General features: G+C 60.7%; 23 protein-coding genes and 1 riboswitch. Of the genes, 18 read left to right on the forward strand and 5 right to left on the reverse strand.

The window, feature by feature from the left end:
• Nucleotides 1-3 precede the first annotated feature (3 nt).
• A complete protein-coding gene (locus ASC96_RS27305) occupies nucleotides 4-1794 on the reverse strand; it encodes a chloride channel protein (RefSeq protein WP_060506318.1) in 1791 nt (596 codons plus the stop codon).
• A 143-nt stretch (nucleotides 1795-1937) separates the two neighbouring features.
• Nucleotides 1938-2334, forward strand: a riboswitch (cobalamin riboswitch).
• Nucleotides 2335-2508: 174 nt separating this feature from the next.
• On the opposite strand from ASC96_RS27305, the gene cobU reads away from it, so the two are divergent.
• From cobU to cobO, 4 genes are all read left to right on the forward strand, one after another.
• Nucleotides 2509-3033, forward strand: a complete 525-nt coding sequence (cobU, locus tag ASC96_RS27310; protein ID WP_060506218.1) for a bifunctional adenosylcobinamide kinase/adenosylcobinamide-phosphate guanylyltransferase — start codon at nucleotides 2509-2511, stop codon at nucleotides 3031-3033.
• Between the two features lie 3 nt (nucleotides 3034-3036).
• Nucleotides 3037-4101, forward strand: coding sequence for a cobalamin biosynthesis protein CobW (cobW, locus tag ASC96_RS27315; protein WP_060506219.1), 1065 nt, complete (start codon nucleotides 3037-3039; stop codon nucleotides 4099-4101).
• 193 nt (nucleotides 4102-4294) lie between these two features.
• Nucleotides 4295-8239, forward strand: a complete 3945-nt coding sequence (cobN, locus tag ASC96_RS27320) for a cobaltochelatase subunit CobN (protein WP_060506220.1) — start codon at nucleotides 4295-4297, stop codon at nucleotides 8237-8239.
• A 47-nt stretch (nucleotides 8240-8286) separates the two neighbouring features.
• On the forward strand, nucleotides 8287-8931 hold the full coding sequence (cobO, locus tag ASC96_RS27325) for a cob(I)yrinic acid a,c-diamide adenosyltransferase (RefSeq protein WP_060506221.1): 645 nt from the start codon (nucleotides 8287-8289) through the stop codon (nucleotides 8929-8931).
• A gap of 21 nt (nucleotides 8932-8952) precedes the next feature.
• Here the strand turns inward: cobO and ASC96_RS27330 are convergent, their stop codons facing one another.
• Nucleotides 8953-9738, reverse strand: a complete 786-nt coding sequence (locus tag ASC96_RS27330) for a TSUP family transporter (protein ID WP_060506222.1) — start codon at nucleotides 9736-9738, stop codon at nucleotides 8953-8955.
• Between the two features lie 336 nt (nucleotides 9739-10074).
• On the opposite strand from ASC96_RS27330, the gene ASC96_RS27335 reads away from it, so the two are divergent.
• The 6 genes from ASC96_RS27335 (at nucleotide 10075) to ASC96_RS27360 (ending at nucleotide 15306) form a co-directional block, all read left to right on the forward strand.
• Nucleotides 10075-10596 (forward strand): cobalamin biosynthesis protein, encoded by a 522-nt coding sequence (locus tag ASC96_RS27335; protein WP_060506223.1) that lies wholly within the window; start codon nucleotides 10075-10077, stop codon nucleotides 10594-10596.
• Nucleotides 10593-11435: a uroporphyrinogen-III C-methyltransferase gene (gene cobA / locus ASC96_RS27340; protein WP_060506224.1), complete on the forward strand. Its 843-nt coding sequence runs from the start codon at nucleotides 10593-10595 to the stop codon at nucleotides 11433-11435. The genes ASC96_RS27335 and cobA overlap by 4 nt, the downstream gene beginning before the upstream one ends.
• Entirely contained in the window at nucleotides 11432-12736 is a 1305-nt protein-coding gene (locus ASC96_RS27345) for a cobyrinate a,c-diamide synthase (RefSeq protein WP_060506225.1), read from the forward strand. The genes cobA and ASC96_RS27345 overlap by 4 nt, the downstream gene beginning before the upstream one ends.
• Nucleotides 12733-13737, forward strand: a complete 1005-nt coding sequence (gene cobD / locus ASC96_RS27350; RefSeq protein ID WP_060506226.1) for a threonine-phosphate decarboxylase CobD — start codon at nucleotides 12733-12735, stop codon at nucleotides 13735-13737. Before ASC96_RS27345 ends, cobD begins: the two co-directional genes overlap by 4 nt.
• A gap of 12 nt (nucleotides 13738-13749) precedes the next feature.
• Nucleotides 13750-14733, forward strand: coding sequence for an adenosylcobinamide-phosphate synthase CbiB (gene cbiB, locus ASC96_RS27355; protein ID WP_060506227.1), 984 nt, complete (start codon nucleotides 13750-13752; stop codon nucleotides 14731-14733).
• Nucleotides 14734-14877: 144 nt separating this feature from the next.
• Nucleotides 14878-15306: a L,D-transpeptidase gene (locus ASC96_RS27360; protein WP_060506228.1), complete on the forward strand. Its 429-nt coding sequence runs from the start codon at nucleotides 14878-14880 to the stop codon at nucleotides 15304-15306.
• Nucleotides 15307-15366: 60 nt separating this feature from the next.
• Here ASC96_RS27360 and ASC96_RS27365 read toward each other — a convergent pair whose 3' ends face one another.
• On the reverse strand, nucleotides 15367-16392 hold the full coding sequence (locus ASC96_RS27365) for an NAD(P)-dependent alcohol dehydrogenase (RefSeq protein ID WP_060506229.1): 1026 nt from the start codon (nucleotides 16390-16392) through the stop codon (nucleotides 15367-15369).
• A gap of 116 nt (nucleotides 16393-16508) precedes the next feature.
• On the opposite strand from ASC96_RS27365, the gene ASC96_RS27370 reads away from it, so the two are divergent.
• The 8 genes from ASC96_RS27370 to ASC96_RS27405 all read left to right on the forward strand — a co-directional run bounded on the left by ASC96_RS27370 (nucleotide 16509) and on the right by ASC96_RS27405 (nucleotide 24186).
• Nucleotides 16509-17414, forward strand: a complete 906-nt coding sequence (locus tag ASC96_RS27370; RefSeq protein ID WP_060506230.1) for a LysR family transcriptional regulator — start codon at nucleotides 16509-16511, stop codon at nucleotides 17412-17414.
• Between the two features lie 131 nt (nucleotides 17415-17545).
• Complete coding sequence (locus ASC96_RS27375) at nucleotides 17546-17830, forward strand: acyl carrier protein (RefSeq protein ID WP_112834592.1); 285 nt, start codon at nucleotides 17546-17548, stop codon at nucleotides 17828-17830.
• A gap of 224 nt (nucleotides 17831-18054) precedes the next feature.
• Nucleotides 18055-18540 (forward strand): 3-hydroxyacyl-ACP dehydratase FabZ family protein, encoded by a 486-nt coding sequence (locus ASC96_RS27380; protein ID WP_060506319.1) that lies wholly within the window; start codon nucleotides 18055-18057, stop codon nucleotides 18538-18540.
• A 2-nt stretch (nucleotides 18541-18542) separates the two neighbouring features.
• Complete coding sequence (locus ASC96_RS27385; protein ID WP_060506231.1) at nucleotides 18543-19748, forward strand: beta-ketoacyl-ACP synthase; 1206 nt, start codon at nucleotides 18543-18545, stop codon at nucleotides 19746-19748.
• A 12-nt stretch (nucleotides 19749-19760) separates the two neighbouring features.
• Nucleotides 19761-21044 (forward strand): beta-ketoacyl-ACP synthase, encoded by a 1284-nt coding sequence (locus ASC96_RS27390; protein ID WP_060506232.1) that lies wholly within the window; start codon nucleotides 19761-19763, stop codon nucleotides 21042-21044.
• A gap of 54 nt (nucleotides 21045-21098) precedes the next feature.
• Nucleotides 21099-22127 carry a zinc-binding dehydrogenase gene (locus tag ASC96_RS27395; protein ID WP_060506233.1) on the forward strand — a complete coding sequence of 343 codons (1029 nt, stop codon included), beginning with the start codon at nucleotides 21099-21101 and terminating at the stop codon, nucleotides 22125-22127.
• Nucleotides 22128-22138: 11 nt separating this feature from the next.
• Nucleotides 22139-23071, forward strand: coding sequence for a lipid A biosynthesis lauroyl acyltransferase (locus ASC96_RS27400; protein ID WP_060506234.1), 933 nt, complete (start codon nucleotides 22139-22141; stop codon nucleotides 23069-23071).
• A 401-nt stretch (nucleotides 23072-23472) separates the two neighbouring features.
• Nucleotides 23473-24186, forward strand: a complete 714-nt coding sequence (locus ASC96_RS27405) for a PAS domain-containing protein (RefSeq protein WP_060506235.1) — start codon at nucleotides 23473-23475, stop codon at nucleotides 24184-24186.
• A gap of 46 nt (nucleotides 24187-24232) precedes the next feature.
• On the opposite strand, the gene ASC96_RS27410 is transcribed toward ASC96_RS27405, so the two are convergent.
• Both ASC96_RS27410 and ASC96_RS27415 read right to left on the reverse strand, forming a co-directional pair.
• Entirely contained in the window at nucleotides 24233-24583 is a 351-nt protein-coding gene (locus tag ASC96_RS27410) for a VOC family protein (protein WP_060506320.1), read from the reverse strand.
• 12 nt (nucleotides 24584-24595) lie between these two features.
• Nucleotides 24596-24994 (reverse strand): polyketide cyclase, encoded by a 399-nt coding sequence (locus ASC96_RS27415; protein ID WP_060506321.1) that lies wholly within the window; start codon nucleotides 24992-24994, stop codon nucleotides 24596-24598.
• Nucleotides 24995-25034: the final 40 nt, after the last annotated feature.

The raw sequence follows: 25034 nt of genomic DNA on the forward strand, positions 1-25034 counted from the left end.
GCCTCAAATCTCTCCCGATGCCTCGCGCCGCCTGCGGTCCAGCTCTTCGCTGTAGCGGCGCAACGTATGGCTTTCCGTCAAAAGGCCGACGACGCGCCGTTCGATGAGGTTGTTGACCACGGCCAGCGCATCGCTCTCCGTGGTGTCGAACAGGGAGGCCGCCTGCTTGGCATTCATGTTCGGCTGCAGGAAATCGTTGGGAAGTCGGACAAAGCCCGAAAGCCCCTGCTTTTCCTCGCTGGCCTCGATGGGGCTGGCATAGACTTCGGGAACCTGGATGATGCCGGCATATTTCGCGCCATCGACGACGACGACGCGTTGTGTTGATCCGAGCGGAAAATCGCGGCGAAAATCCTCCAGCGTTGCGTGGGCGTCGATGGTGCGGACATCGGTACGCATCAGGCGGCCGACCGTCAGGTTACGGATCCAGCCGACATCATGGGCGCTCCGGATGCTTTCGCCGCGCAGATGAAAACGCCAAGTGGCGAACGAGTAGCCGAAGGTGGTTCTGACCACGAGCGATGAGGTGATCACGGCTGCGAGGACCAGAACGGTGATCGGAAAATCACCGGTGATTTCCAGCGCCAGGAAGGTCATGGTCAATGGCCCGCCGATGACGGCGACCGCCAGCGCGCTCATGCCGACAACGGCATAGATGACCGGTGTCAACGTTGCATGGGCAAAGATGTAGGGCGCAGAAAAGGCAAACAGCTTGCCGAGCAGCGCACCCATAAACAGCGAGGCAAAGAACAGGCCGCCACGAAATCCTGAACCGATCGAGACGGCCGAGGCGAGCGATTTCAGGAGGAACAGACCGATCAACATCGGGATCGCCGGCGAACTGGCGAGATTGAGGTGCAAGGCGCCGTGACCGGCCGAAAGAACCTGCGGTGAGACCAGCGCCAGAAGGCCAACGACGACACCACCAAGCGCAGGCCGCATCGGCGCAGGGATCGAACTGCGGCGGGCAAGACCCTCGACCAGCGAGACACCCTTCATCAACAGGATGCCCATGCCGGCACAGAAGCAGCCGAGCAGCAATGCTGGCAGATAGTCGGCCGGAACGACCGCGCCGAACTGCCCGACATCGATGGTGAAATCACCGGCATAGAGCCATCGGGCGACGAGATTGGCGATCAATGCGGATACGACGACCGGCGTCAGCGACACGATCGTATAGGTGCCGATGATCAGCTCGAACGCATAGAAGGCGCCAGTCAAGGGTGCGTTGAACGCGGCGGCGATGGCTCCGGCGGCGCCACAGCCGACCAGCGTGCGCAGATCCGAGCGGCGAAGCTGCAGCGAAACGCCGAGCTTGGAGGCGATGCCGGACGCAAGCTGGGTGTACCCGGCCTCAAGCCCGACAGAGGCGCCAAAGCCGTTGGAGATCAGGTTCTGGACCGCGACGATGATGCTGTCGGTCAAGGACAGCCGGCCGCCATGCAGGGCGTTGGCCTCGATCGGGTCGACCATTGGCTTTTTACGCCACGACGCCAGAAGAAGCATCACAAGGCCAAGAATGATCCCGCCGACGACCGGCGCGATCAACACCGAGATTTCGCCCCGCAGATCGCTCGCGCTCAACCTTTGTTCGTCGGCAATCCCGAAAATCAGGCTGTGCAGGCGGCTGGATATGATGCTCATCGCGGTCACGGCGAGACCTGACGTGATGCCGACGATCATGCCCGCAACGACCAGGCCGAGTTCACTGCGCCGCGCAAAGGCCCGCATGCGTCCACGGTCAAACAGCAGCGAGAGATAGCCGAGGCGGCGCAGGTCGAATTTGGGTATCATCTTCAGCTTCATTGCCAGGCCATCCAGTCTCCGCGCCGTCCTAGAAGGCATGGCATTGGAGATCAAGTGAAGTCTTGATCACATCACGCTAAACCGAGGTGGCGGAGATAGTGTCGCAATTGACTTGATCCAGGTGAGCGCCTAATCATCAGTCATTGGATGGTTCCCGATATGCTTGTGCATGCCGGGAGTAAATGGGAATGCGACGGGCCGGACCCAAGCCGGGCGTCCTTATCGCAGCCGACCCCGCGACTGTAGAACGGTCAGGGTTCACCATTCGGGAAAGCCGGTGCTTCCGGACTGTCCGCACTCGCGGCAGCGGCGCGCATTGGCCCAACCGGAAAAGCCACTGGAGTGGCATTACGATCAGCCGGGGCCGGACGCCTCTATTGTCTACGAATCGTCCACCTCTTCGTAATGCCCGTCGATTGCGGTCACGCAATCTGGCGCAAACCTCCGGGAAGGCGAGGTGGACCCGTTCGTCCCTTTGGGGACGTGGCGCCGTGAGCCAGGAGACCTGCCATCCTCAAGAGCCCCATCTTAGCGAGGGGCTCGCCCGATCCAGGGAGAGATACTCCCGATGCCAGCACGGAGGTTGTCATGGCTTTATCATCCCGTTCCCCGAACGGCCCGTTTTGCATTGCCGCGCTTTTTCGCTCGCGTGGTCCATTGGTCTGCGTACTTCCCGGCGCGCGCTGAGGCCAGGACCATTCCATGACATCGATACAGTCAGGTAGCGCGCTGATTCTCGGCGGCGCCCGGTCCGGTAAATCCACTTTCGCTGAAAAACTCGTCACGGCGTCGGGTCTGCGCCTGCATTACGTCGCGACAGGAAGAGCCTGGGACGGCGAGATGCAGACAAGGATTGACGAGCATCGCGATCGCCGCGGGCCGGAGTGGCAGACCCATGAAGAGCCGCTTGAGCTTGCCGCCTGTCTGAAGGCGATCGATGCGCCGGATCGCATCATTCTGATTGATTGCCTGACGCTCTGGGTCACCAATCTGATGATGGAGCACCGGGATATCGCGGCGGAATTTGAACGGCTTGCGGCTTATGTGCCGCAGGCCAAGGCCCGGCTGGTTTTCGTGTCCAACGAGGTCGGGCTTGGCATCGTGCCGGAGAACCGCATGGCGCGCGACTTTCGCGACCATGCCGGCCGGCTGCACCAGATCATTGCGGAGATATCCGCTGACGTCTATTTTATCGCGGCTGGATTGCCGCTGAAAATGAAGGGTTGATCCATGACCACTGCTAAAGCCGTCCACGGCAAGATTCCCGCAACCGTCATCACCGGCTTCCTCGGCGCCGGCAAGACAACGATGATCCGTAACATCCTGCAGAATGCGGAAGGACGCCGCATCGCGCTGATCATCAACGAGTTCGGCGATCTCGGCGTCGATGGCGACGTGCTGAAGGGCTGCGGCGCCGAAGCCTGCAGCGAGGACGATATCATCGAGCTGACCAACGGCTGCATCTGCTGCACCGTTGCCGACGATTTCATCCCGACGATGACCAAGCTGCTTGAGCGCGAAAATCGCCCGGACCATATCGTCATCGAGACGTCCGGCCTGGCGCTTCCGCAGCCGCTGATCGCCGCTTTCAACTGGCCGGATATCCGCAGCGAAGTCACGGTCGACGGTGTCGTTACCGTGGTGGACAGCGCTGCCGTTGCCGCCGGGCGTTTTGCCGACGATCACGACAAGGTGGATGCGCTGCGCGTCAACGACGACAACCTCGATCATGAAAGCCCGATCGAGGAACTGTTCGAAGACCAGTTGACTGCGGCCGACCTGATCATTCTCAACAAGACCGACCTGCTCGACTCGACCGGTCTTGCCTTCGTCCGCAATGAAGTCTCGTCGCGCACCAGCCGCAAACCGGCGATGATTGAGGCAAAGAACGGCGAGGTGTCCGCCGCCGTCCTGCTCGGCCTCGGTGTTGGCACGGAAAGCGATATCGCCAACCGCAAATCGCATCACGAGATGGAACACGAGGCCGGCGAAGAGCATGATCACGACGAATTCGACAGCTTTGTCGTCGAACTTGGTGCCGTTGCCGATCCGGCCGGGTTCATCGAAAAGCTGAAGCCGATCATTGCGGAACATGACGTGCTGCGTCTCAAGGGTTTCGCCGATATCCCCGGCAAGCCGATGCGCCTGCTGATCCAGGGCGTCGGTGCCCGCATCGACCAGTATTTCGACCGCCCGTGGGCAGCCGGCGAAGTGCGCCGCACCCGCCTGGTCGTCATCGGTCTGCATGATATGGATGAAGCGGCCGTGCGCGCTGCGATCACAGCGGCGGTTTGATAATGGTGAGCGCGGAGTCGCCCCCTCTGTCCTGTCGGACATCTCCCCCACAAGGGGGGAGATCAGCTGTGGCTGCCTCGCGCTCAAAGCTTTTGGTGCACGCGTCCCGGGGCCGCTCGGTCCCGATCTCCCCCCTTGTGGGGGAGATGTCACGCAGTGACAGAGGGGGGTACGACTGCCCTCGGGGAATGCCATGCATCTCCTTCTAGCCCAAAAGGGCACGATCACCGACGGCGAGGAAGCGATCGATCTCGGCCAGTCACCCGCCGATATCCTTTTTCTGTCGGCCGCCGATACCGAGCTTTCCTCGATTGCCGGGGCACATCGCACACGTGGGGCAAAGTCGAGCCTGCGGGTCGCCAGCCTCCTGACGCTCAAGCACCCGATGTCGGTTGATACCTATGTCGAGCGCACGGCGCGCCATGCCAGGCTGATCATCGTGCGCCCGCTCGGCGGTGCCAGCTATTTTCACTATGTGCTGGAGGCGCTGCATGCGGCTGCCGTCACGCATAAATTCCAGATTGCCGTGTTGCCTGGCGATGACAAGCCCGATCCAGGGCTGGAGCCTTTTTCGACCATTTCCGCCGAAGACCGCAATCGGATGTGGGCCTATTTCACCGAGGGTGGTGCCGGCAACATGGCACGGCTGCTCGGTTATGCGGAGGCGTTGATCGGCGGCTTGGAAAAGCCGGAATCCGCCGCTCCACTGATGAAGGCGGGGATCTGGTGGCCGGGGCAGGGTGTGATCGGGGTTGAGGCTTGGAAAGCGGTGGCCGGGTTTGTCCCGGATATCGCTTCTCAATCGCCAGCCGGCTCCACCGTCGCCATCTGCTTTTACCGCGCACTGGTTCAAAGCGGCGAGACCAAACCCGTCGAAGCCCTGATCGCGGCGCTTTGCGCCGAAGGCATGACCGTTTTGCCGGTGTTCGTGTCCAGCCTCAAGGATGCGGTGTCGATCGGCACGTTGCAGGCGATCTTTGGTGAGGTGCCGCCGGCGGTGGTGATGAATGCCACTGGTTTTGCTGTTTCCGCGCCCGGGGCCGACCGCAAGCCGACCGTGCTGGAGTTTTCCGATGCACCGGTTCTCCAGGTGATCTTTTCCGGCTCCTCGCGTGCTGCCTGGGAGAACTCGCCACAAGGTTTGATGGCACGGGATTTGGCGATGAACGTGGCGTTGCCCGAAGTGGACGGCCGCATCCTGTCCCGGGCCGTCTCCTTCAAGGCTGCGGCCGTCTATGATACCGATGTCGAAGCCAATATCGTCGGCCACGAGCCGCTGGGCGACCGCGTCGCCTTTGCTGCCAAGCTGGCGGCGAACTGGGCGAGATTGCGCCGCGCTGCGCCGTCTGAGCGCCGCGTGGCGATCATCATGGCGAACTATCCCAACAGGGATGGGCGGCTTGGCAACGGCGTTGGTCTCGATACGCCGGCTGGCACGATCGAAGTCATGAAGGCGATGGCTGCTGCCGGTTACGCCATCGATTCGGTTCCCGCCGATGGCGACGCCTTGATCCGGTATCTGATGGACGGGCCAACCAATTCGGCGCGGGTCGATTGCGAAATCCGCGAAACGCTTTCCTTGAATCAATACAACGCCTTCTTCGCGTCTCTTCCCGTCCAGATTCAAGGCGGGGTTGCTGAGCGATGGGGAAGTCCGCAGGATGATCCTTTCTTTCGGGATGGCCAGTTTGCGTTGCCGCTGACGCGTTTTGGACAAACGCTGGTCGGTATCCAGCCGGCCCGCGGCTACAATATCGATCCGAAGGAAACCTATCATTCGCCGGACCTCGTGCCGCCGCATGGCTATCTGGCTTTCTACGCGTATCTCCGCCGCGAATACGGCGCTCATGCCATCGTCCATATGGGTAAACATGGCAATCTTGAATGGCTGCCGGGCAAATCGCTGGCGCTGTCGGAAAGCTGTTATCCGGAAGCGGTGTTCGGCCCTATGCCGCATCTCTATCCCTTCATCGTCAACGATCCCGGCGAGGGTACGCAGGCCAAGCGGCGCACCAGCGCCGTCATCATCGATCACCTGACGCCACCGCTGACGCGGGCCGAATCCTATGGCCCGCTGAAAGATCTCGAAGCGTTGGTCGACGAATATTACGACGCGGCTGGCGGAGACCCGCGGCGTCTGCGGTTGCTCAGCAAGCAAATCCTTGAGCTTGTCCGCGATATCGGCCTCGACCAGGATGCCGGCATTGCTCGTACAGACGCTGAGGACAAGGCGCTGGAAAAGCTCGACGCCTATCTCTGCGACCTCAAGGAGCTGCAGATCCGCGACGGCCTGCATGTTTTTGGCGTGGCGCCGGAAGGGCGGCTGCTGACGGATCTGACGGTTGCTTTGGCCCGTGTTCCGCGCGGGTTGGGCGAGGGCGGTGACCAGAGTCTGCAGCGGGCGATCGCGGCGGATGCTTTTGGAAGAACCCCCTCCCCAACCCCTCCCCACAAGGGGGAGGGACTTAACCCGGCGCTCGGTTTCGGATCCCATAGACCCAGTGTTCTGGGCACCGCTGCTGCTCCGTCCACCAAGGTTGGAGATGGGCAGGCGGACGTGCCGCAGATCAGTCCCTCCCCCCAGTGGGGAGGGGGTGGGGAGGGGATCTTTTCTTTCGACCCGCTCGATTGCGTCCTATCCGATGCGTGGGGAGGCCCGAAACCGGCGATCCTCGCTGAAGTATCCGATGCCCCGTGGCGCACCGCTGGCGACACCGTCGAGCGTGTCGAGTTGCTGGCCGCCAAATTCGTCTCCGGCGAATTGGTTTGCCCTGACGACTGGAGCGCCACCCGTGCTGTCCTGGAGGAAATCGAAACTCGCCTCAAACCTTCGATCACCCAATCCGGCGCCGCCGAAATCGCCGCTCTGATGACCGGCCTGGATGGCCGTTTCGTCGCGCCTGGCCCCTCCGGCGCGCCGACGCGCGGCCGACCCGATGTCTTGCCGACGGGGCGCAATTTCTATTCGGTAGACAGCCGTGCCGTGCCGACGCCGGCCGCGTTCGAACTTGGCAAGAAATCGGCGGAACTGTTGATCCGCCGTTACCTGCAGGATCATGGCGACTGGCCGACATCGTTCGGGCTGACAGCCTGGGGCACATCGAACATGCGCACCGGCGGCGACGATATTGCCCAGGCGATGGCGCTGATCGGCACGAAGCCGGTCTGGGACATGGCGTCGCGCCGTGTCACCGGCTACGAGATCGTGCCGCTGGCGATGCTCCGCCGTCCGCGTGTCGATGTCACCTTGCGGATTTCCGGCTTTTTCCGTGATGCCTTTCCCGAGCAGATCGCGCTGTTCGATACGGCGATCCGCGCCGTCGGTGCGCTCGAGGAGGACGATGCCGACAACATGATTGCCGCGCGCATGCGGGCGGAAACCAAACGGCTGGAAGCTGCCGGTGTCTCCACGAAGGATGCGTCACGGCGTGCCTCTTACCGCGTTTTCGGCGCGAAGCCTGGCGCTTATGGTGCCGGATTGCAGGCGCTGATGGACGAGGGCGGCTGGAATAACCGCGCCGATCTCGCCGACGCCTATCTCACCTGGGGAAGCTATGCCTATGGCGCCGGGGAAGACGGCAAGGCCGAGCGCGGGCTCTTGGAAGCGCGGCTGAAGACCGTCGAGGCCGTCGTCCAGAACCAGGACAACCGCGAGCATGATCTGCTCGACAGCGACGATTATTACCAGTTCGAAGGCGGTATGAGCCTGGCCGTCGAGCAGATGGCCGGCACGCGCCCGACGATCTATCACAACGACCATTCCCGCCCGGAAAAGCCGGTGATCCGCTCGCTGGAAGAAGAGATCGGCCGGGTGGTGCGCGGCCGCGTCGTCAATCCGAAATGGATCGATGGCGTCATGCGCCACGGCTACAAGGGCGCCTTCGAAATCGCCGCGACGGTCGATTACATGTTTGCCTTTGCCGCAACGACAGGCGCTGTCCGCAGCCATCATTTCGAGGCCGTCTACCAGGCCTATGTGATGGACGAGCGCGTCCGCCAGTTCATGGAGGACAAGAACCCGGATGCGTTGCGCGAAATGACCGACAAGCTGATGGAGGCGATCGATCGCGGCCTCTGGTCGCCCCGTTCGAACTCCGCCCGGTTCGAACTGCAAGGCCTTTCGGCGGCGGCGGAATAACGGCGTTTCACCAATGAAAGAACGAATGAATTCGGAGAGGACAGACCATGAGTGAAGACGACGTACAGACAACGGATACAGGCCCCGTCCAAGACGAGGCACGCCATGCGATCAAGATGGCGAAAAAGAAGACGGCGCGCGAAAAGATAATGGCGACGAAGACGGACCAGAAGGGCCTGATCATCGTCAATACCGGCAAGGGCAAGGGCAAGTCGACGGCCGGTTTCGGGATGATCTTCCGCCACATCGCCCATGGCATGCCATCGGCCGTTGTCCAATTCATCAAGGGTGCCTGGGAAACCGGTGAGCGCGACCTGATCGAAAAGCATTTTGGCGATGTCTGCCAGTTCTATACGCTGGGCGAAGGTTTTACCTGGGAAACGCAGGACCGTTCGCGCGATATCGCCATGGCCGAAAAGGCGTGGGAAAAGGCCAAGGAGCTGATCCGCGACGAGCGCAATTCCATGGTTCTGCTCGACGAGATCAACATCGCTTTGCGCTATGATTATATCGATGTCGCCGAAGTCGTACGGTTCCTGAAGGAAGAAAAGCCGCACATGACCCACGTCGTCTTGACCGGCCGCAATGCCAAGGAAGAGCTGATCGAGGCTGCGGATCTCGTCACCGAAATGGAACTGATCAAGCATCCGTTCCGTTCCGGCATCAAGGCGCAGGTCGGCGTCGAGTTCTAGGCGGCTCTACTCATGAGCTGCTTACCAGCCAAGCCAGATCCGGACCGGATGGCCCGGATCGGCCAGAAGCTTGATCGCCAGCGCGATGCAAGTGATGACGAGAAGTGGCTTGATGATTCTGGCGCCGTTCTTCATGGCGAAGCGCGACCCGACCTGAGCGCCGGCAAACTGGCCGACGCCCATCAAAAGGCCGACCTTCCAGAGGATCACCCCGTATAGCCAGAAGACGATGAAAGCGCCGATGTTGGAGCCGAAGTTGAGGAACTTCGTATGGGCGGTCGCCTTCAAGACGCCGAATCCTGCAAGGGCAATGAAGGCGAGCATGAAAAAAGAACCCGTGCCCGGCCCGAAGACGCCGTCGTAAAAGCCGATTGCTGGAACCAGCGTCATCGAAAACAGGAAGGGTGTCATCCTCTGCGCCTTGTCGGCGTCGCCAAGGCTTGGCTTGACGGCGAAGTAAAGGGCGATTGCAACGAGCAGGAACGGCAGGACGGCCTTCAATACGTCGCCCGGCACCACGGTTGCAAGGATCGCTCCCACCGCTGCTCCGAGCGCAGACATCGCTGCCATCGGCATTTGTTCACGCAGATTGACATGGCCATGCCGGGCATAGGCGATGCTTGCCGAGCCGGAACCGAACAGCGACTGCAGTTTATTGGTCCCCAATGTTTCGAGCGGCGGAATGCCGGCAATCAGCATGGCGGGGATGGTGATCATGCCGCCGCCGCCGGCGATCGAATCGATAAACCCGGCGAGAAAGGCAGCGGCGAACAAAAAGACGAGGAGCTGGGGAACAAGATCGTGCACGGGAGACTCGTGAGAGATGGGCAATTCAGCCTTGTTTGTCAGAGGTTGCCCGGAAAAGCAAAGAATGCCTGACAGTTGCCTCCAACAAGCCGGAGCATTTCGAATCGTGACGCTCCCGGCTCTTCGAATGACGCAATCCGGTTTGACCGGGCAGGTGGGCTCCGGTAAACAGGAGGCACGTGCGACGGTGCCCATCACGGTGGGCTGAAAAAGCGTCCGGTGCGGCCGACCCAGTCAGGGGGCTTCATCCGGTGCTGTCCAGACCGCTTCGATAGCCTTTGGTTATCGAAGGCCCCGGCGCATCTTGATTGTGCGGCTCGGGAGGCCCGTCTTGTGATGCATCTGGATATCGGCGATCAGCCAGTTCATCGGCCACTCGTGCTTGGCCTTGGCTGCGAGCGTGGCACGCCATGCGACGAAGTGATCCGGCTTGCCGAGGAGGCTCTGGCGGTCGCCGGCATCGATCGGCATGAGCTTACCGGTATTGCCTCGCTGGATAGCCGTGTGGCGGAACCGGCGATGATTGCCGCCGCCCGGCATTTTTCCGTTCCCTTTGTTGTCTTCGATGCCGGAACGCTGGAGGCTCAGACCGCGCGGCTACAGAACCCGTCGGAGATCGTCTTTTCCCTAACGGGTTGTCACGGCGTTGCGGAGGCAGCCGCCCTTGCTGCGGCGGGCCCGTCCGGCGCGCTGATCGTCCCGAAGATCAAGTCGCCTCATGCAACAGCAGCAATTGCGCGTAGGGTATTTTCTGAATCAGATCAGGATGTTGCTGCCGGATGCCGGCAAAGTGATTCCATATCTTCACCTGCCGGTTCACTGCGCCTCATGTCTGCGGCATCAGGAGTGGCGCCATGACCAATCCATTGTTTTCCGGTCTGCCCGAACTTGCGCCGGGCTCGGTCTGGCTGGTCGGCGCGGGTCCCGGTGATCCCGGTCTCTTGACGCTGCATGCTGCCAATGCGCTGCGTCAGGCCGATGTCATCGTCCATGATGCGCTTGTCAATGCTGATTGCCTGAGCCTGGCAAAGTCGGGCGCCGTTCTCGAATTTGCCGGAAAGCGCGGTGGCAAGCCATCGCCGAAGCAGCGCGATATTTCGCTGCGGCTGGTCGAGTTGGCTCGGCAGGGCAAGCGCGTGCTGCGGCTGAAGGGCGGCGATCCCTTCGTCTTCGGGCGTGGCGGCGAGGAGGCGCTGACGCTGGTCGAACACGGCATTCCATTCCGTATCGTGCCGGGCATTACCGCCGGTATCGGCGGGCTCGCCTATGCCGGTATCCCGGTGACGCATCGCGAGGTCAATCACGCCGTGACATTCCTCACGGGCCATGATTCCTCCGGGCTCGTTCCTGACCGCATCCACTGGGAAGGGATCGCCAAAGGTTCTCCTGTGATCGTCATGTATATGGCGATGAAGCATATCGGCCAGATCGCCGCCAATCTGATGTCTGCCGGGCGTTCGCCGGACGAGCCAGTCGCTTTTGTTTGCAACGCCGCTACACCCGAGCAAACGGTGCTGGAAACGACGCTGGCGCGCGCCGAGGCCGATATGATCGCGTCCGGACTGGAGCCGCCCGCCATCGTCGTCATCGGCGAAGTGGTGCGCCTGCGTGCGTCGCTCGACTGGCTGGGCGCATTGGGCGGCCGGGTTCTGACATCCGATCCGCTGTCGAGCCGGGCTTTCAAGGACCCGGCATGAGCGGTCTGCTGATTGCGGCGCCATCGTCCGGCTCCGGTAAGACGACGGTGACGCTCGGACTGATGCGGGCATTGCGCGATCGCGGTATCGCCGTGGCTCCCGGCAAGGCCGGGCCGGATTACATTGATCCGGCCTTCCATGCGGCCGCAAGCGGCAGAGCCTGCTTCAATTACGATCCTTGGGCCATGCGTCCGGATCTGTTGCGTGCCAATGCTGCCATGCAGGCTGCTGATGGCGATGTGTTGATTGTCGAGGCCATGATGGGGCTGTTCGATGGGGCGGTCGACGGGACTGGTTCGCCCGCCGATCTGGCGTCGCTGCTTGGTCTTCCGGTTGTTCTGGTGGTCGATTGCGCCCGCATGTCGCAGTCGGTGGCTGCTCTCGTGCGCGGCTATGCGTCCCATCGCGACGATGTCCATGTGGCCGGGGTCATCCTCAACAAGGTTGGCAGCGACCGTCATGAAATGATGCTGCGCAATGCGGTGGATACCATCGGCATGCCGGTTCTTGGCGTTTTGCGGCAGGATAATGCTCTGAAGCTGCCAGAACGTCATCTCGGTCTCGTACAAGCCGGGGAGCATGGTGGACTGGATGTATTCATCGACCATGCCGCAATGCAGATCGAAAAGGGCTGTGATCTGGATGCGATCCTGTCACTGACCAGGTCAGAATCTCCGCGACAGAGGGCTGCGCAAGTTTCACCGCTGAAACCGCTCGGCCGGAAAATCGCCATCGCCCGCGATATTGCCTTTGCATTCTCTTACGAACATCTCCTGTCCGGCTGGCAGCGTGCCGGTGCCAAGCTGACATTCTTCTCGCCGCTCGCCAACGAGGTGCCTGCAGATGATGCCGATGCCGTTTATCTGCCGGGCGGCTATCCCGAGCTTCATGCCGGGGTATTGTCCGATGCAGGGCAGTTCAAATCGGGCATGACAGCGGCCCGGGATCGAGGCGCCCGGATTTTCGGCGAATGCGGCGGCTACATGATGCTGGGTGAGGGGCTTGTCGCTGCCGATGGCAAGCGCTACGAAATGCTCGGTTTTCTACCGCTCGAAACCAGCTTTGCCGAACGCAAGCGGCATCTGGGTTACCGGCGGATCACTCCGCTCGATGCCAGTTTTTTCGATGGTCCACTGATGGCGCATGAATTTCACTATGCCACGATCCTGTCGGAGGGCGCTGCCGACCGGCTGTTCGATACGGCTGACGCCGCCGGGGAGCCGCTTGGACCCGCCGGACTGCGGCGAGGGCAGGTTGCGGGCTCCTTCATGCATCTCATCGACATGGCCTGCTCTGCATGACCGCGCCGATCGTGCATGGCGGCGGTATTACCGAGGCGGCGGCGTCGTTTGGTGGCAACCCGCAGGACTGGCTGGACCTGTCGACCGGCATCAATCCCAATCCTGTGATGCTGCCCGACATCCCGATCCATGCCTGGCACAGGCTGCCGGACCGTCATCTGGTGGACCGCGCGCGCAATGCGGCTGCCCGCTATTATCGTAGCAGCGATATCCTGCCGCTTCCTGTTCCCGGCACACAATCGGTTATTCAGCTGCTGCCGCGCCTTGTTGCGCCGGGCAGGCGCATCGCCATTTTCGGACCGACCTATGGCGAATATGCGCGTGCTTTCGTCAGTGCCGGTTTTGCGGTCGATGAAATCTCGACGCCCGCTCAGGTGACGCCGGATCATGGGCTGGTGGTGCTGGTCAATCCCAACAACCCGACCGGACGCGCTGTCCTGCCTGCTGATATCGCAGGCATGGCACAGCAGATGAAAGCTTATGGCGGGTTGCTGCTTGTCGATGAGGCTTTTGGCGATACCGAACCGCATCTGAGCGTCGCCGCGCAGGCCGCAAGTAACGATAATCTCATTGTCTTCCGCTCCTTCGGCAAATTCTTCGGCTTGGCAGGGCTGCGGCTTGGTTTCGTCATTGCGGCGGAACCGATTCTGTCGGCATTTCAGGAATGGCTTGGCCCTTGGGCCGTATCAGGACCGGCACTGGTGGTGGCGGCAGACCTGATGGATGGCGACACACAGCCGGTTCGATCGCAGATTTCGGCGCGCAAGCAGGGCCTCGATTCTGTCTTGCGGCAAGCCGGGCTGACGATCATCGGCGGCACGCCGCTTTTCACCCTGGTGGAGCACCAACGCGCGCCGGAACTGCATGAACATCTCTGCCAGGGGCGGGTTCTGACGCGAAAATTCGGCTATGCGCCATCGTGGCTCAGGATTGGACTTGCACCGGATACGGCAGGCGATACACGTTTGGCGGATGCCTTGAGCAGTGTGCACCTCGCCTGAACGGACTTTTCGATGTCGACCGGAATTCTGCTTGCCCTGATCGCCGCTCTTCTGCTTGACCGGGTCGTTGGCGACCCTGATTGGCTCTGGCGCCGTCTTCCGCACCCTGTCGTTCTATTTGGCGCAATGATCGGCTGGTGCGACCGGACCTTCAACCGCAAGCGCCTAGGCGAGGAGGCTCTGCGGATCAGCGGTGTTCTGGTCATTGCCGTGTTGTTGCTGTGGAGCCTTTTTTGCGGCTGGCTGCTGCACAAGCTGTTCATGCAGATCGGGATTTTCGGCTGGTTGCTCGAAATAATCGTTGTCGCGGTGTTCTTGGCGCAAAAAAGTCTCGCCGACCACGTGTCGCGGGTGGCCACGGGTCTTCGCACCGGTGGGCTGGAGGGTGGCCGCAAAGCGGTGTCGATGATCGTCGGGCGTGATCCCGAGACACTTAACGAACCGGCCGTATGCCGCGCCGCCATCGAAAGTCTGGCGGAGAATTTTTCCGACGGCGTTGTTGCCCCGGCCTTCTGGTATGCACTGCTCGGCCTGCCCGGCTTGCTGGCCTACAAGATGCTCAACACCGCCGATTCCATGATCGGTCACAAGAGCCCGAAATATCTGCATTTCGGCTGGGCTTCGGCGCGTTTCGACGATCTCGCCAACATCCCGGCAGCGCGGTTGTCGATCCTGCTGATCGCGGCTGGCGCAGTCTTGGCCAAGGGACGGCGCGCCGCCCGCAATGCCATCGGCATTGCACTGCGTGACCACGGACTGCATCGTTCGCCCAACTCCGGCTGGCCGGAAGCCGCGATGGCGGGGGCACTCGATGTGCAGCTGGCAGGCCCGAGGATCTATGCTGGTACGCTGGTCAATGAGCCGATGATCAACGGAGCCGGCCGGGCGGTTGCAACGGTAGCCGATGTCGAGACCGGCGTTTCCATATTCTACCGTGCCTGCGCGTCACTTGCAGTTTTGGCGGTGATTGCAGCCCTGGTCGGCAGTATAGTCTAAGCGCGTTACTCGGATTTAAAAAACCATCCGCCCTCGTTAACGCCGAATTTTCCAATTGTCTTAAACGTCTATCATTGCAAAGGCTGTAAAGTTTGTCTCGTGTTGGGACGCCAGTAAAAATTCGTATTACGGAGAGGATTTTTCATGCGTAAATTCTTCGTCGCCTCTTTGGCACTCTTGTTGATGCAGTTTCATTCGCCGTCTGCCTTCGCTGCCAATCTTGTTGCAAGGATCAGCCTTTCTTCTCAAACCATGACTGTCTCGCAGAATGGTTTCGTACGGTATCGCTGGAAGGTTTCTACCGCGCGCAAAGGCTATGTGACGCCGCAGGGCAGCTGGAGCGCCAAATGGCTTTCGAGAGATCATCGCTCGCGCAAATATGACAATGCGCCGATGCCTTATGCGGTGTTTTTCAACGGTGGCTATGCGGTGCACGCGACCTTTGACGTGAAGCGCCTCGGCCGTCCGGCTTCGCATGGCTGTATCCGCCTGCATCCGGAAAATGCCGCCGAGTTCTTCGCGCTGGCTAGCGAGTATGGCTTGAAGAATACCAAGATCGTCGTTACCCGCTGACCGGCAAAGGCCGTCGTTCCGGGACTGGCAGGGATGCCAGCCCCAGAGCTGTTTTCAGCCTCAATTCAGGTCGATAACGATCTTGCCGAAGGCGCCGCGGTCAAGGTGGTCGAGGGCAAGGTGCAAGTCTTCCAGCGGATAGCGGGCATCGATGACCGGCTTGATCCCGGTCTGATCGATGGCGCGGGCGAAATCTTCAAGAGACCGCCGGTGGCCGACGCTGATCCCTTGGATGATGGGCGATTTCAGCAGCAGTGGCCCTGCCGGTCCGGCAACGTCGAAACCCTCGAAAACGCCGATGACCGAAATTCTCCCATGCACGGCAACGGCACGGATCGATTGCCCGAGGTTGGGGCCGCCAGCGATTTCCAGAATATGGTGGGCGCCTTCATCGCCGGTGAGCCTGTAGACGGCCTCAACCCAGTCCTCCTTGCTGCTGTTGACGCCATGATCAGCACCGAGCGCTTTTGCCCGCTCAAGTTTTTCGTCGCTACGCGAGGTGATGATGACATTGGCGCCATGTGCTTTGGCAATCTGAACCCCGAACAGGGCGACGCCGCCCGTACCCTGGACAAGCACGGTCGATCCGGCCCTGAGCTTGCCGAGTTCGGCCAATGCGAACCAGGCGGTCAACCCGGCAACCGGCAGGGTACTTGCCTCTGCATCGTCAAGACTGTGCGGCGACGCGGCAAACCAGTCATCCGGAAACACCACATAATCGGCCAGCACGCCCTGATAGGCGCCACCCAGCGTCTTATAGGCCGGCACGCGGGCATTGCCGTTATCCCCGGCGTCGATCCAGTCCGGCTTGAAGGTAGACATCACCCGGTCGCCGGGCTTGAAGCGCGTGACACCCGATCCGACCGCATCGACAACGCCTGCCATGTCGGAGGCAGGCACGAATGGCGTCGGAAGGGTTAGCCCCATGCCTGTTTCGATTACCAGCTTGTCGCGATAATTGAGTGACGCCGCTGAAACCTTGACGCGGATTTCGCCGGGTTCCGGCTCGGGGACTGCCACCGTCTCAAATTTCAGATTGTCGCGGCCGATTGCCTGCATCGACCAGCGCCTCATCGTTGCCGTCATGTTTCGTCTCCTGCTTTCTTGGTTGGTTCAAGCGATGAGATGACGCTAGCATTGCGTTTCGTTCTCCAGTGGCGATATGATTTCCACGTATTGGTTCCTTGAGGGCTACAAAAGATATGAGTGATCGTTTGACTGGCGTTTCCGTCTTCGTCGAGGCGGTGGAGGCGGCGAGTTTTTCCGCCGCCGCCCAGAGGCTCAACCTGTCGCGCTCAGCGGTCGGCAAGACGATTGCCCGGCTGGAAGAGCGGCTCGGCGCCCGGCTGTTCCATCGCACCACGCGCAGCCAGACGGTAACGGAGGATGGCCAGGCGTTTTACGAACGCTGCCTGCGGGCGCTCGAGGAGTTGCGGGAAGGCGAGGCCATGCTCGAATCAGGACGCAAGGAAGTGGCGGGACGATTGCGGGTTTCCATGCCCGTGCTGTTCGGCCGCCGCTGCGTTGCGCCCATCCTGCTGAAACTTGCCAGCGAGCATCCGAAGCTGGAGCTCGATCTGAATTTCACTGATAGCCGGGTCGATATCCTGGAAGACGGATTTGATCTTGCCATCCGCAACGGTCCGCTCGGCGAATGGCCGGGGCTGATGGCGCGGCGGCTGGCGTACCAGCGTATGACCGTCTGCGCCTCGCCGGATTATCTGCGTATCCACGGCGCGCCAGGAACCCGGGAGGAGTTGCGGGATCACCATGCGATCCTCTATGCCCGCTCCGGCTACATCCGCTCCTGGCTCTTTCCGGTCGACGGCGGCCCGGACGCTGAAGTCCTGCCGCCTTCGCGCATGCGTTTCGATGATTTGGAGATGATTGCCGATGCCGGGGTTTCCGGGCTCGGGCTCGTCTGGCTGCCCTGCTGGCTCGTTCAGGACAGGCTCCGCGACGGCAGTCTTGTCCGGCTTTTTGCCAATGAGCGCCGCCTGTCATTCGATTGCCATGCGGTCTGGCCGCAGACCCCGCATCTGCCGTTGCGCGTCAGGCTGGCGATCGATGCTTTGGCTGCTGATCTCCCGGCTGCAACGGGCCTTTGAGGCCGGTATTGCGGGCTTGGCTTGATGTTTGGGCAACACCGCCGCCATAAATGCAACTCTTGCGCCCAAGGCCATTGGCTTTTCAGCCGTATTTACCTATAGGTTCGCCAAAACATGTATTCTAAAGAGGTATGCGCGTGACAGCTACATTCGACAAGGTTGCCGACATCATTGCGGAAACGAGCGAAATCGACCGGGAGACGATTACGCCGGAAAGCCACACCATTGACGATCTCGGCATTGACAGCCTGGACTTCCTCGACATCGTCTTTGCGATCGACAAGGAATTCGGCATCAAGATCCCGCTTGAGCAGTGGACGCAGGAAGTCAACGAAGGCAAGGTTTCGACGGAAGAATATTTCGTCCTGAAGAACCTCTGCGCCAAGATCGACGAACTGAAGGCCGCCAAGGGCTGATGACGATATCGCGCGTTTGACACGCGCGAACACGTGCATGAGTGATAGCAATGCCGCCTGTCGCGTGGACCGCGCTTGACAGGCGGCATTTGCGTTTTTACTTGACGGTCGCATGATCGCGATACCGGACCTGTTCGGGCGGGGTCATGCGGATTTGAAATCCGGAGTGTTCGGGCGCTGTTTCCCAAAGCGCCGTGCTCTGGGCCAAGCTGGATTTGCTCCTGATGCTCCTTGAATATTTTCAGATGATCGATCGGGTCGAGACGGTTGATCTTAACGCCAAGACGCTGACGGCGCGTTCTGTGGTTCCGGCAAAGAGCCCTGTTTTCGAGGGTCATTTTCCGGGTTACCCGCTGGTCCCCGGTGTTCTTTTGATCGAGACGATGGCGCAGGCCTGCGGTTTTCTGGTGCTCGCCGCCACGGATTTCGCCGCCATGCCGTTCCTGATGTCGGTCGATAGCGCCAAGATGCGCACCTTTGTCGAGCCGGAAGCCGTACTCGATATCGAAGCCTTCCTCGAACATGACGGGTCCGGCTTTGCCGTCGTGAAGGCAAAAATCACCTCGCAGGGCAAGAAGGTCTGCGATGCACAGCTGAAACTGCGGACCATGCCGTTCGATCAGGTGCCGCTCGGCCCGATCGTCAAGAAGCGTGCCGAAGAGGTGGGCTTGATGGCTGCAATAGCGGCTTCAGCCGCGACGGGGGAATGACGATGAGCAAATCCGCCAATGATGTTGTGATCACCGGTGTCGGCATCGTCACCAGCCAGGGTGTGGGCACTGAAGTGCATACCGCGCTTCTGACTGCTGCGGAAACTCCGGCCGTCCGTGTCGAGACGGAACGCTTCGCGCCGTATCCGGTGCATCCGCTTCCGGAAATCGACTGGTCTCAGCAGATTTCCAAGCGTGGCGACCAGCGGCAGATGGAAAACTGGCAGCGCCTTGGCGTCTTCAGTGCCGGTCTGGCGCTGGACGATGCCGGTTTCAAGGATGACCTGGACGCTTGCGGCAGCATGGACATGATCGTGGCAGCCGGGGGCGGGGAGCGCGACATCAATGTCGATTCGCTGATCGTCGATGAGGCCCTGAAGCGCAATGACCGCGAACAGTTGCTCAACGAGAAGCTGACGACGGAACTGCGCCCGACACTGTTTTTGGCCCAGCTTTCCAATCTGATGGCCGGCAACATCTCCATCGTCCATAAGGTCACGGGCTCTTCGCGCACCTTTATGGGTGAAGAGGGTGCTGGCATTTCGGCGATCGAAACCGCCTTTGCCCGCATCAAGGCCGGACAGTCGACCCATACACTGGTCGGCGGCGCGTTCTCGGCCGAACGGCTCGACATGATCCTGTTGATCGAAGCGATCCAGGGCCATGCGCTCGGCGGTTATCAGCCGATCTGGTCGCGCAAGCCGGAAAACGGCGGCGGCATGATCACCGGTTCGGTCGGTGCGTTCCTGATGCTCGAATCCCGCGAACATGCTGAGGCACGCGGCGCCCGCATCTATGCAACGATCGATTCTGTCGGTGGAGATCGTGGTAGCCGCGACGGGGATCGCCTCGAGCAGCGCCTGCAATATTTGATGGCTCCCTCTGCAGACGCCGATCCGTCGCGCACCGTGGTCTTTTCCGGCACGACCGGTTTTCCGGATCTTGCCGCGCGTGAGAAGGCGTTTCTCGATGCGCAGTTCCCCAAGGCTGCCGTGCGTGCCTATGGCGGGCTTGTCGGTCATGCGCTGGAATCACAGTTTCCGCTCGGCCTGGCTTTCGCGGCTCTCTCGCTTGGAGCTGGCGCCAAGGTGCCGCCATTCGCCCCGGATGGTGAAGCCCTTATGGAAAAGCCAGCAACGACGGCCATCGTCACGACGATCGGCCATGCGCGCGGCGAAGGTATCGCCGTGCTTTCGGCAGAAGAATAAGGAGCGGCAGATATGACCAGCGCTTACAAGGATCATCTCGGCCGCCCGCTGATCGCCGTTACCGGCATGGGGGTCATCACCTCGCTTGGCCAGGGCGTCGAGGACAACTGGAAGGCGCTGACCTCAGGCGTTTCCGGTATTCACAAGATTACCCGGTTCCCGACCGAGGGGCTCTCGACCAGAATCAGCGGAACCGTCGATTTTATTGATTTGCCTGCGGAAAACGCCGTCGAGCGGTCCTATGCCTTTGCCCGCGAAACGACAGCGGAAGCTTTGGCTCAGGCCGGTATTTCCAGCGATTTCAATGGGCCGCTGTTCCTGGCTGCGCCGCCCATCGAGCCGGAATGGAGCGCCCGCTTCGAACTGGCCGACCGTTCGCGGCCGTCGCAGAAGCCGGGCGATGCCTATGATCGCTTCCTTGCCGCCATGCGTGACCGCGCGGATCCGGTGTTTCACGAGGCGGCATTGTTCGGCGCCATTTCCGAGCGCCTGTCCGATCGTTTCGGAACACGCGGACTGCCGGTAACGTTGTCGACCGCCTGCGCATCGGGTGCAACAGCCATCCAGCTTGGAGTTGAGGCGATCCGCCAGGGCCGCACCGACCGGGCCTTGACCGTCGCTACCGATGGTTCCGTCAGCGCCGAGGCGCTGATCCGCTTTGCGCTTCTGTCGGCTCTTTCGACCCAGAACGACCCGCCGGAACGGGCCTCGAAACCCTTCTCCAAGGATCGTGACGGTTTCGTCATTGCCGAGGGTGCGGCAACGCTGGTGCTGGAATCGCTGGAAGCAGCAGTCGCGCGCGGCGCAAAAATCTACGGCATCCTGAAGGGCTGTGGCGAAAAGGCCGACTCGTTCCACCGCACACGGTCTTCGCCGGATGGCGGCCCCGCAATTGCGACGATCCGCGCAGCGCTTGCCGATGCGGGCCTCAACGAGGGCGACATCGGCTATATCAACGCCCATGGCACATCGACGCCTGAAAACGACAAGATGGAGTATGGCGCGATGCTGTCGGTGTTCGGCGAAGCACTGCCGTCCATTCCGGTGTCGTCGAACAAGTCGATGATCGGCCACACCTTGACCGCCGCAGGCGCTGTCGAGGCCGTGTTCTCGCTGCAGACGATCCTCACCGGCACGGTTCCACCGACGATCAACCATCAGAACCCCGATCCGTCGATCATTCTCGATGTCGTACCGAACGTGAAGCGGGATGCGCAGGTTAGTGCTGTCCTGTCGAACTCCTTCGGCTTCGGCGGCCAGAACGCCAGCCTTGTCATGGCTGCTGAACCGGCCTAATCGGACATCATGTTTTTTCGAGGCTAGGATGCCTCGGGCTCAAGGACTTATATCATGCGCGCTTTGCAACTGGTCGACGACCGCAAGCTGGAAATCACCGATCTTCCCGAACCGGAAGCCCCGGGTCCGGGCGAGGTCACGCTCCGCGTCAAAGCCGTTGCGCTCAACCATATCGACGTCTGGGGCTGGCGCGGCATGGCTTTTGCCAAGCGCAAGATGCCGCTGGTGATCGGCGCTGAAGCGTCCGGCGTGGTCGATCAGATCGGCCCGGGCGTGTCGAACGTCCTGCCGGGACAGCTCGTTTCGATCTACGGCGCGCGCACCTGTGGCCTCTGCCGTCCGTGCCGCGAAGGCCGCGACAATCTCTGCGAACATGTCGGCGGCGTCCATGGTTTCCATCTCGATGGCTTTGCCCAGGAAAAGGTCAACCTGCCAGCGCGCCTGCTCGTTCCGGCCCCTCCGGGCGTCGATGCGGTGGCTGCGGCAGTCGCGCCGGTGACCTTCGGCACCGTCGAGCACATGCTGTTCGACAATGCCAAGCTTGAGCCGGGCGAAACGATCCTCATTCACGCCGGCGGTTCCGGCATCGGCTCGGCAGCCATCCAGCTGGCCAAAAAGATCGGCTGCACCGTCATCACCACGGTGGGCTCAGACGACAAGATCGAGAAGGCCAAGGCGCTCGGCGCCGATCACGTCATCAATTATCGTAAGGACCGTTTCGAGGGTGTGACCCGCAAGCTGACCAAGAAGAAGGGCGTCGATGTCGTCTTTGAACATGTCGGCAAGGACACGTGGGCTGCGTCGATGTTCGTCCTGAAGCGGGGCGGCCGTCTTGTCACCTGCGGTTCGACCTCCGGGGTTTCCACCGAAATGAACCTGATGATGCTTTTCCAGCAGCAGTTGAAGCTGCTCGGCTCCTTCGGCTGCCGCATGGAGAACATGGCCGACGCCATGCAGAAGATGGCGCGCGGGCTCGTTCACCCCGTCATCGACACCGAGGTCGGTTTTACCGAGATCGACAAGGCGCTCGAGCGCATGGAAACACGTCAGGTCTTCGGTAAAATCATCCTGCGGATGGACTGAACACCGTGCGCATGCTGATCACACGACTGGTTCTTGCCGCGCAGCGTTTTCGCCAGTGGTCGATCGCCCAGTTCGTCTTTCTGTTGCTGGGAACGCTCAAGCTGTTTCCGGCCAGAGGGGCCATCGAGTTCTCTGCCCGCTTCACAAGCTGGCTTGGGCCGAAACTGAAGCATCGTCACAAACTGACGATGACCAATCTTCGCAATGCTTTTCCTGAGAAGAGCGAGGCGGAGATCGAGGCTATTGCACTGGAGAGCTGGGGCAGTATTGGCCGGCTTGCCGCAGAATATGTATTTTTGGACGAGCTTTTCGATTTCGATCCGGCAAACCCGAAGCCTGGCCGTATTGAAGTGTCCGGTATCCCGCTGTTCCTGGAACTGCGCGACAACCCGCGCCCGTTCATCGTCTTTACCGCCCATACCGGTAATTTCGAGCTTTTGCCGGTGGCAAGTGCTGCCTTCGGGCTGGATGTCACTGTGCTGTTCCGGCCGCCGAACAATCCTTATGTTGCCGACAAGGTCTTCGATTTCCGCAAGCAGCGCATGGGCAATCTGGTTCCCTCGCATGCCGGATCTTCCTTCACGCTGGCACGCAAGCTTGAGGCGGGCGGCGCTGTCGGTGTTCTGGTTGATCAGAAGTTCCGCAAGGGGCTGATGACAAAATTCTTCGGCCGTGATGTGCGCACCAATCCGCTGCTGGCCAAGCTGGTGCGGCAGTTTAATTGCGAGGTCTATCCGGCCCGCTCCATCCGGTTGCCTGATGGACGTTTCCGCCTTGAGCTGGAGCCGGCGATTGAAATCCCGCGCAAGCCGGACGGCGGTGTCGATGTCAATGCGACAGCACAGTTGCTGAACGACAAGGTCGAGAGCTGGGTGCGCGAGTATCCCGGGCAGTGGCTCTGGTACCATGATCGCTGGCACATCAAGAAACATTTGAAAGACTGAGTATGTAGCGTCGCTTTCCGCTATGTAGAGCTGGCGGTCGGCGCAACTTCGTGACAAGTACATACGAACAGTTGAGTCTCTGTCTGTTGTCGGCGCATGCAGATTGCATCGTGTGATCAGTAATGGCTTGCAAGTACCGCCGGTGTCGGGAGAAGCCGCTGCGCGGCCCAGTGCGTTTTATATCGGTTGCCTAAAATAAGTTCACCGGAAACGTTTCAGGTGATTTTTCAGGTGTTGAACACCATCATTTTGGGTGTAAACTTCAGGTATTACTATAGGACGATTGCAAGCGCTTCGGGTTTGTAAAATAGCGCCTTCAATCGATTTATTTTTTGATTGCGTTCAATTTTCCTGAGCTTTTCACGCTTAAACGGAAAATTGAGTGGGGAGTGGGGTGGAAATTGAAGGCACTGATCGAGCTCTTCTGGTTCAAATATTCTCAGCTGCAATATGCGGTGAAATCCGGTGATGATCTGCTGATCAGCATTCTTGATCGCGAGATCGAGCCGGTTCTTACCACAATTTACGAGGAGAAGGCCGAGACCGTCGCTGATGCGCGCCTGCAGTTCCAGTTCGTCCTTGATCTCCTGCGCAAGGAAGCCGACGATGTGTCCAGCGTGCTGCGCCAACGCGATGTCCTGCAGACGCTGGCCGACCGTTATTTTTCCGCTGGCGGCAGCGAAGCCGCTGAAAAGCCGTGGATGTCACCACCTCCGACGGCTGCAGCCCTCAAGGGCCGGGCAGACGAAGGGTTTCTCAATGAAGCGATCCTCGACTGTTTGCCGGACCGTGTCGCGGTGATCACGCCGGATTACCGCTATCTCTATACCAACCCCGTCAATGCGGCCCGGCTGGAAGAACGGCCGATGGACCTCGTCGGCCGCCATATCGTCGAGTTCGTCGGCATCCAGCGCTTCGAGCAGCGGGTGAAGCCCAATCTCGACAAGTGTTTTTCCGGTGAGCTGGTCGATTACACCTTCGCGAAGGATGTCGGGAACCGCACCGTCGTGGTGCGCTGCCGGATGACGCCCTGCATGTCGGGCACGGGCAAGGTCATCGGTGCCATTCTGGTGCTGCAGGAAATCGCCGACCGCCGCCGTTCGATCGCGGCCTGATGGCGAAAGGCGAGGGTGGTTGCCCTCGCTCACCGGTCTTTCACTGTTACTTGTCCGACCAGACAGCCAGTTCGTAACCGTCCGGATCCTGGAAATGGAAGCGTCTTCCGCCCGGGAAGGAAAATGTCTCGACGACGATGCGAGCGCCTTGTGCTTCGAGCCTGGTCTGGGTTTCGGCGAGATCATCGGCATAGAGAATGATCAATGGGCCGCCGGGCTTTGGTGTTCCCGTGGTCAGGCCGCCGGTCAGCCGCCCATCGGTGAATTCGCAATATTGCGGGCCGTAGTCCGTAAATGACCAGCCGAATGCTGCGCCATAAAATGCCTTCGAGCGTGCAATATCCCTCACCGCGAACTCGATATTATCGATCTGGCGGTCGGTTCCCTTCTGTCCCATGTTGGTCATTCCTTATGTTTCCAGCTGTGCTTTCAATGCGTTGAGGTCCTTTTTAACCCAATCGGCATCGCCGTCGAATTGTTCCTTGCTCATGCCGGGCTGCCTGAGCAGCGTGAACAAGACTTCCGCGCCGCTGCCGTTCGGCACGACACGCAGAGCATTATGGACCTGGATGCCCGTTTCCAGCGTGACGAGGTGGTCGAGCACGCCGAGATCGTTGCGGGGTGTGAAGCGGACGCGGGCATTGCCGAGCGCGCCGCTTGCCACCCACTCGTCGCCGTCCGGCTCCAGCCCGGCGGCAAGACCGGATGCCCATGATGGCATGTTTTCCGGGTTGGCCGCGTAGGCATAGACGTCGCGCCAATTCCTCTCGATACTGATATGAATGATTTTCGCTTCCATCACGGCCACACCACCTTCTCCTTTTTTGCCGCTTGCGACCATGCGATGG

The organism is Rhizobium sp. Root1204, from assembly GCF_001424965.1.
Classification (GTDB): domain Bacteria; phylum Pseudomonadota; class Alphaproteobacteria; order Rhizobiales; family Rhizobiaceae; genus Pararhizobium.

Bases quoted from the DNA above. Each gene is read 5' to 3' on its own strand.
- ASC96_RS27305 (WP_060506318.1), bottom strand. From the start codon at position 1,794: ATGATACCCAAATTCGACCTGCGCCGCCTCGGCTATCTCTCGCTGCTG.
- cobU (WP_060506218.1), top strand. From the start codon at position 2,509: ATGACATCGATACAGTCAGGTAGCGCGCTGATTCTCGGCGGCGCCCGG.
- cobW (WP_060506219.1), top strand. From the start codon at position 3,037: ATGACCACTGCTAAAGCCGTCCACGGCAAGATTCCCGCAACCGTCATC.
- cobN (WP_060506220.1), top strand. From the start codon at position 4,295: ATGCATCTCCTTCTAGCCCAAAAGGGCACGATCACCGACGGCGAGGAA.
- cobO (WP_060506221.1), top strand. From the start codon at position 8,287: ATGAGTGAAGACGACGTACAGACAACGGATACAGGCCCCGTCCAAGAC.
- ASC96_RS27335 (WP_060506223.1), top strand. From the start codon at position 10,075: ATGCATCTGGATATCGGCGATCAGCCAGTTCATCGGCCACTCGTGCTT.
- cobA (WP_060506224.1), top strand. From the start codon at position 10,593: ATGACCAATCCATTGTTTTCCGGTCTGCCCGAACTTGCGCCGGGCTCG.
- ASC96_RS27345 (WP_060506225.1), top strand. From the start codon at position 11,432: ATGAGCGGTCTGCTGATTGCGGCGCCATCGTCCGGCTCCGGTAAGACG.
- cobD (WP_060506226.1), top strand. From the start codon at position 12,733: ATGACCGCGCCGATCGTGCATGGCGGCGGTATTACCGAGGCGGCGGCG.
- cbiB (WP_060506227.1), top strand. From the start codon at position 13,750: ATGTCGACCGGAATTCTGCTTGCCCTGATCGCCGCTCTTCTGCTTGAC.
- ASC96_RS27360 (WP_060506228.1), top strand. From the start codon at position 14,878: ATGCGTAAATTCTTCGTCGCCTCTTTGGCACTCTTGTTGATGCAGTTT.
- ASC96_RS27365 (WP_060506229.1), bottom strand. From the start codon at position 16,392: ATGACGGCAACGATGAGGCGCTGGTCGATGCAGGCAATCGGCCGCGAC.
- ASC96_RS27370 (WP_060506230.1), top strand. From the start codon at position 16,509: ATGAGTGATCGTTTGACTGGCGTTTCCGTCTTCGTCGAGGCGGTGGAG.
- ASC96_RS27375 (WP_112834592.1), top strand. From the start codon at position 17,546: ATGCGCGTGACAGCTACATTCGACAAGGTTGCCGACATCATTGCGGAA.
- ASC96_RS27380 (WP_060506319.1), top strand. From the start codon at position 18,055: ATGCTCCTTGAATATTTTCAGATGATCGATCGGGTCGAGACGGTTGAT.
- ASC96_RS27385 (WP_060506231.1), top strand. From the start codon at position 18,543: ATGAGCAAATCCGCCAATGATGTTGTGATCACCGGTGTCGGCATCGTC.
- ASC96_RS27390 (WP_060506232.1), top strand. From the start codon at position 19,761: ATGACCAGCGCTTACAAGGATCATCTCGGCCGCCCGCTGATCGCCGTT.
- ASC96_RS27395 (WP_060506233.1), top strand. From the start codon at position 21,099: ATGCGCGCTTTGCAACTGGTCGACGACCGCAAGCTGGAAATCACCGAT.
- ASC96_RS27400 (WP_060506234.1), top strand. From the start codon at position 22,139: ATGCTGATCACACGACTGGTTCTTGCCGCGCAGCGTTTTCGCCAGTGG.
- ASC96_RS27410 (WP_060506320.1), bottom strand. From the start codon at position 24,583: ATGGGACAGAAGGGAACCGACCGCCAGATCGATAATATCGAGTTCGCG.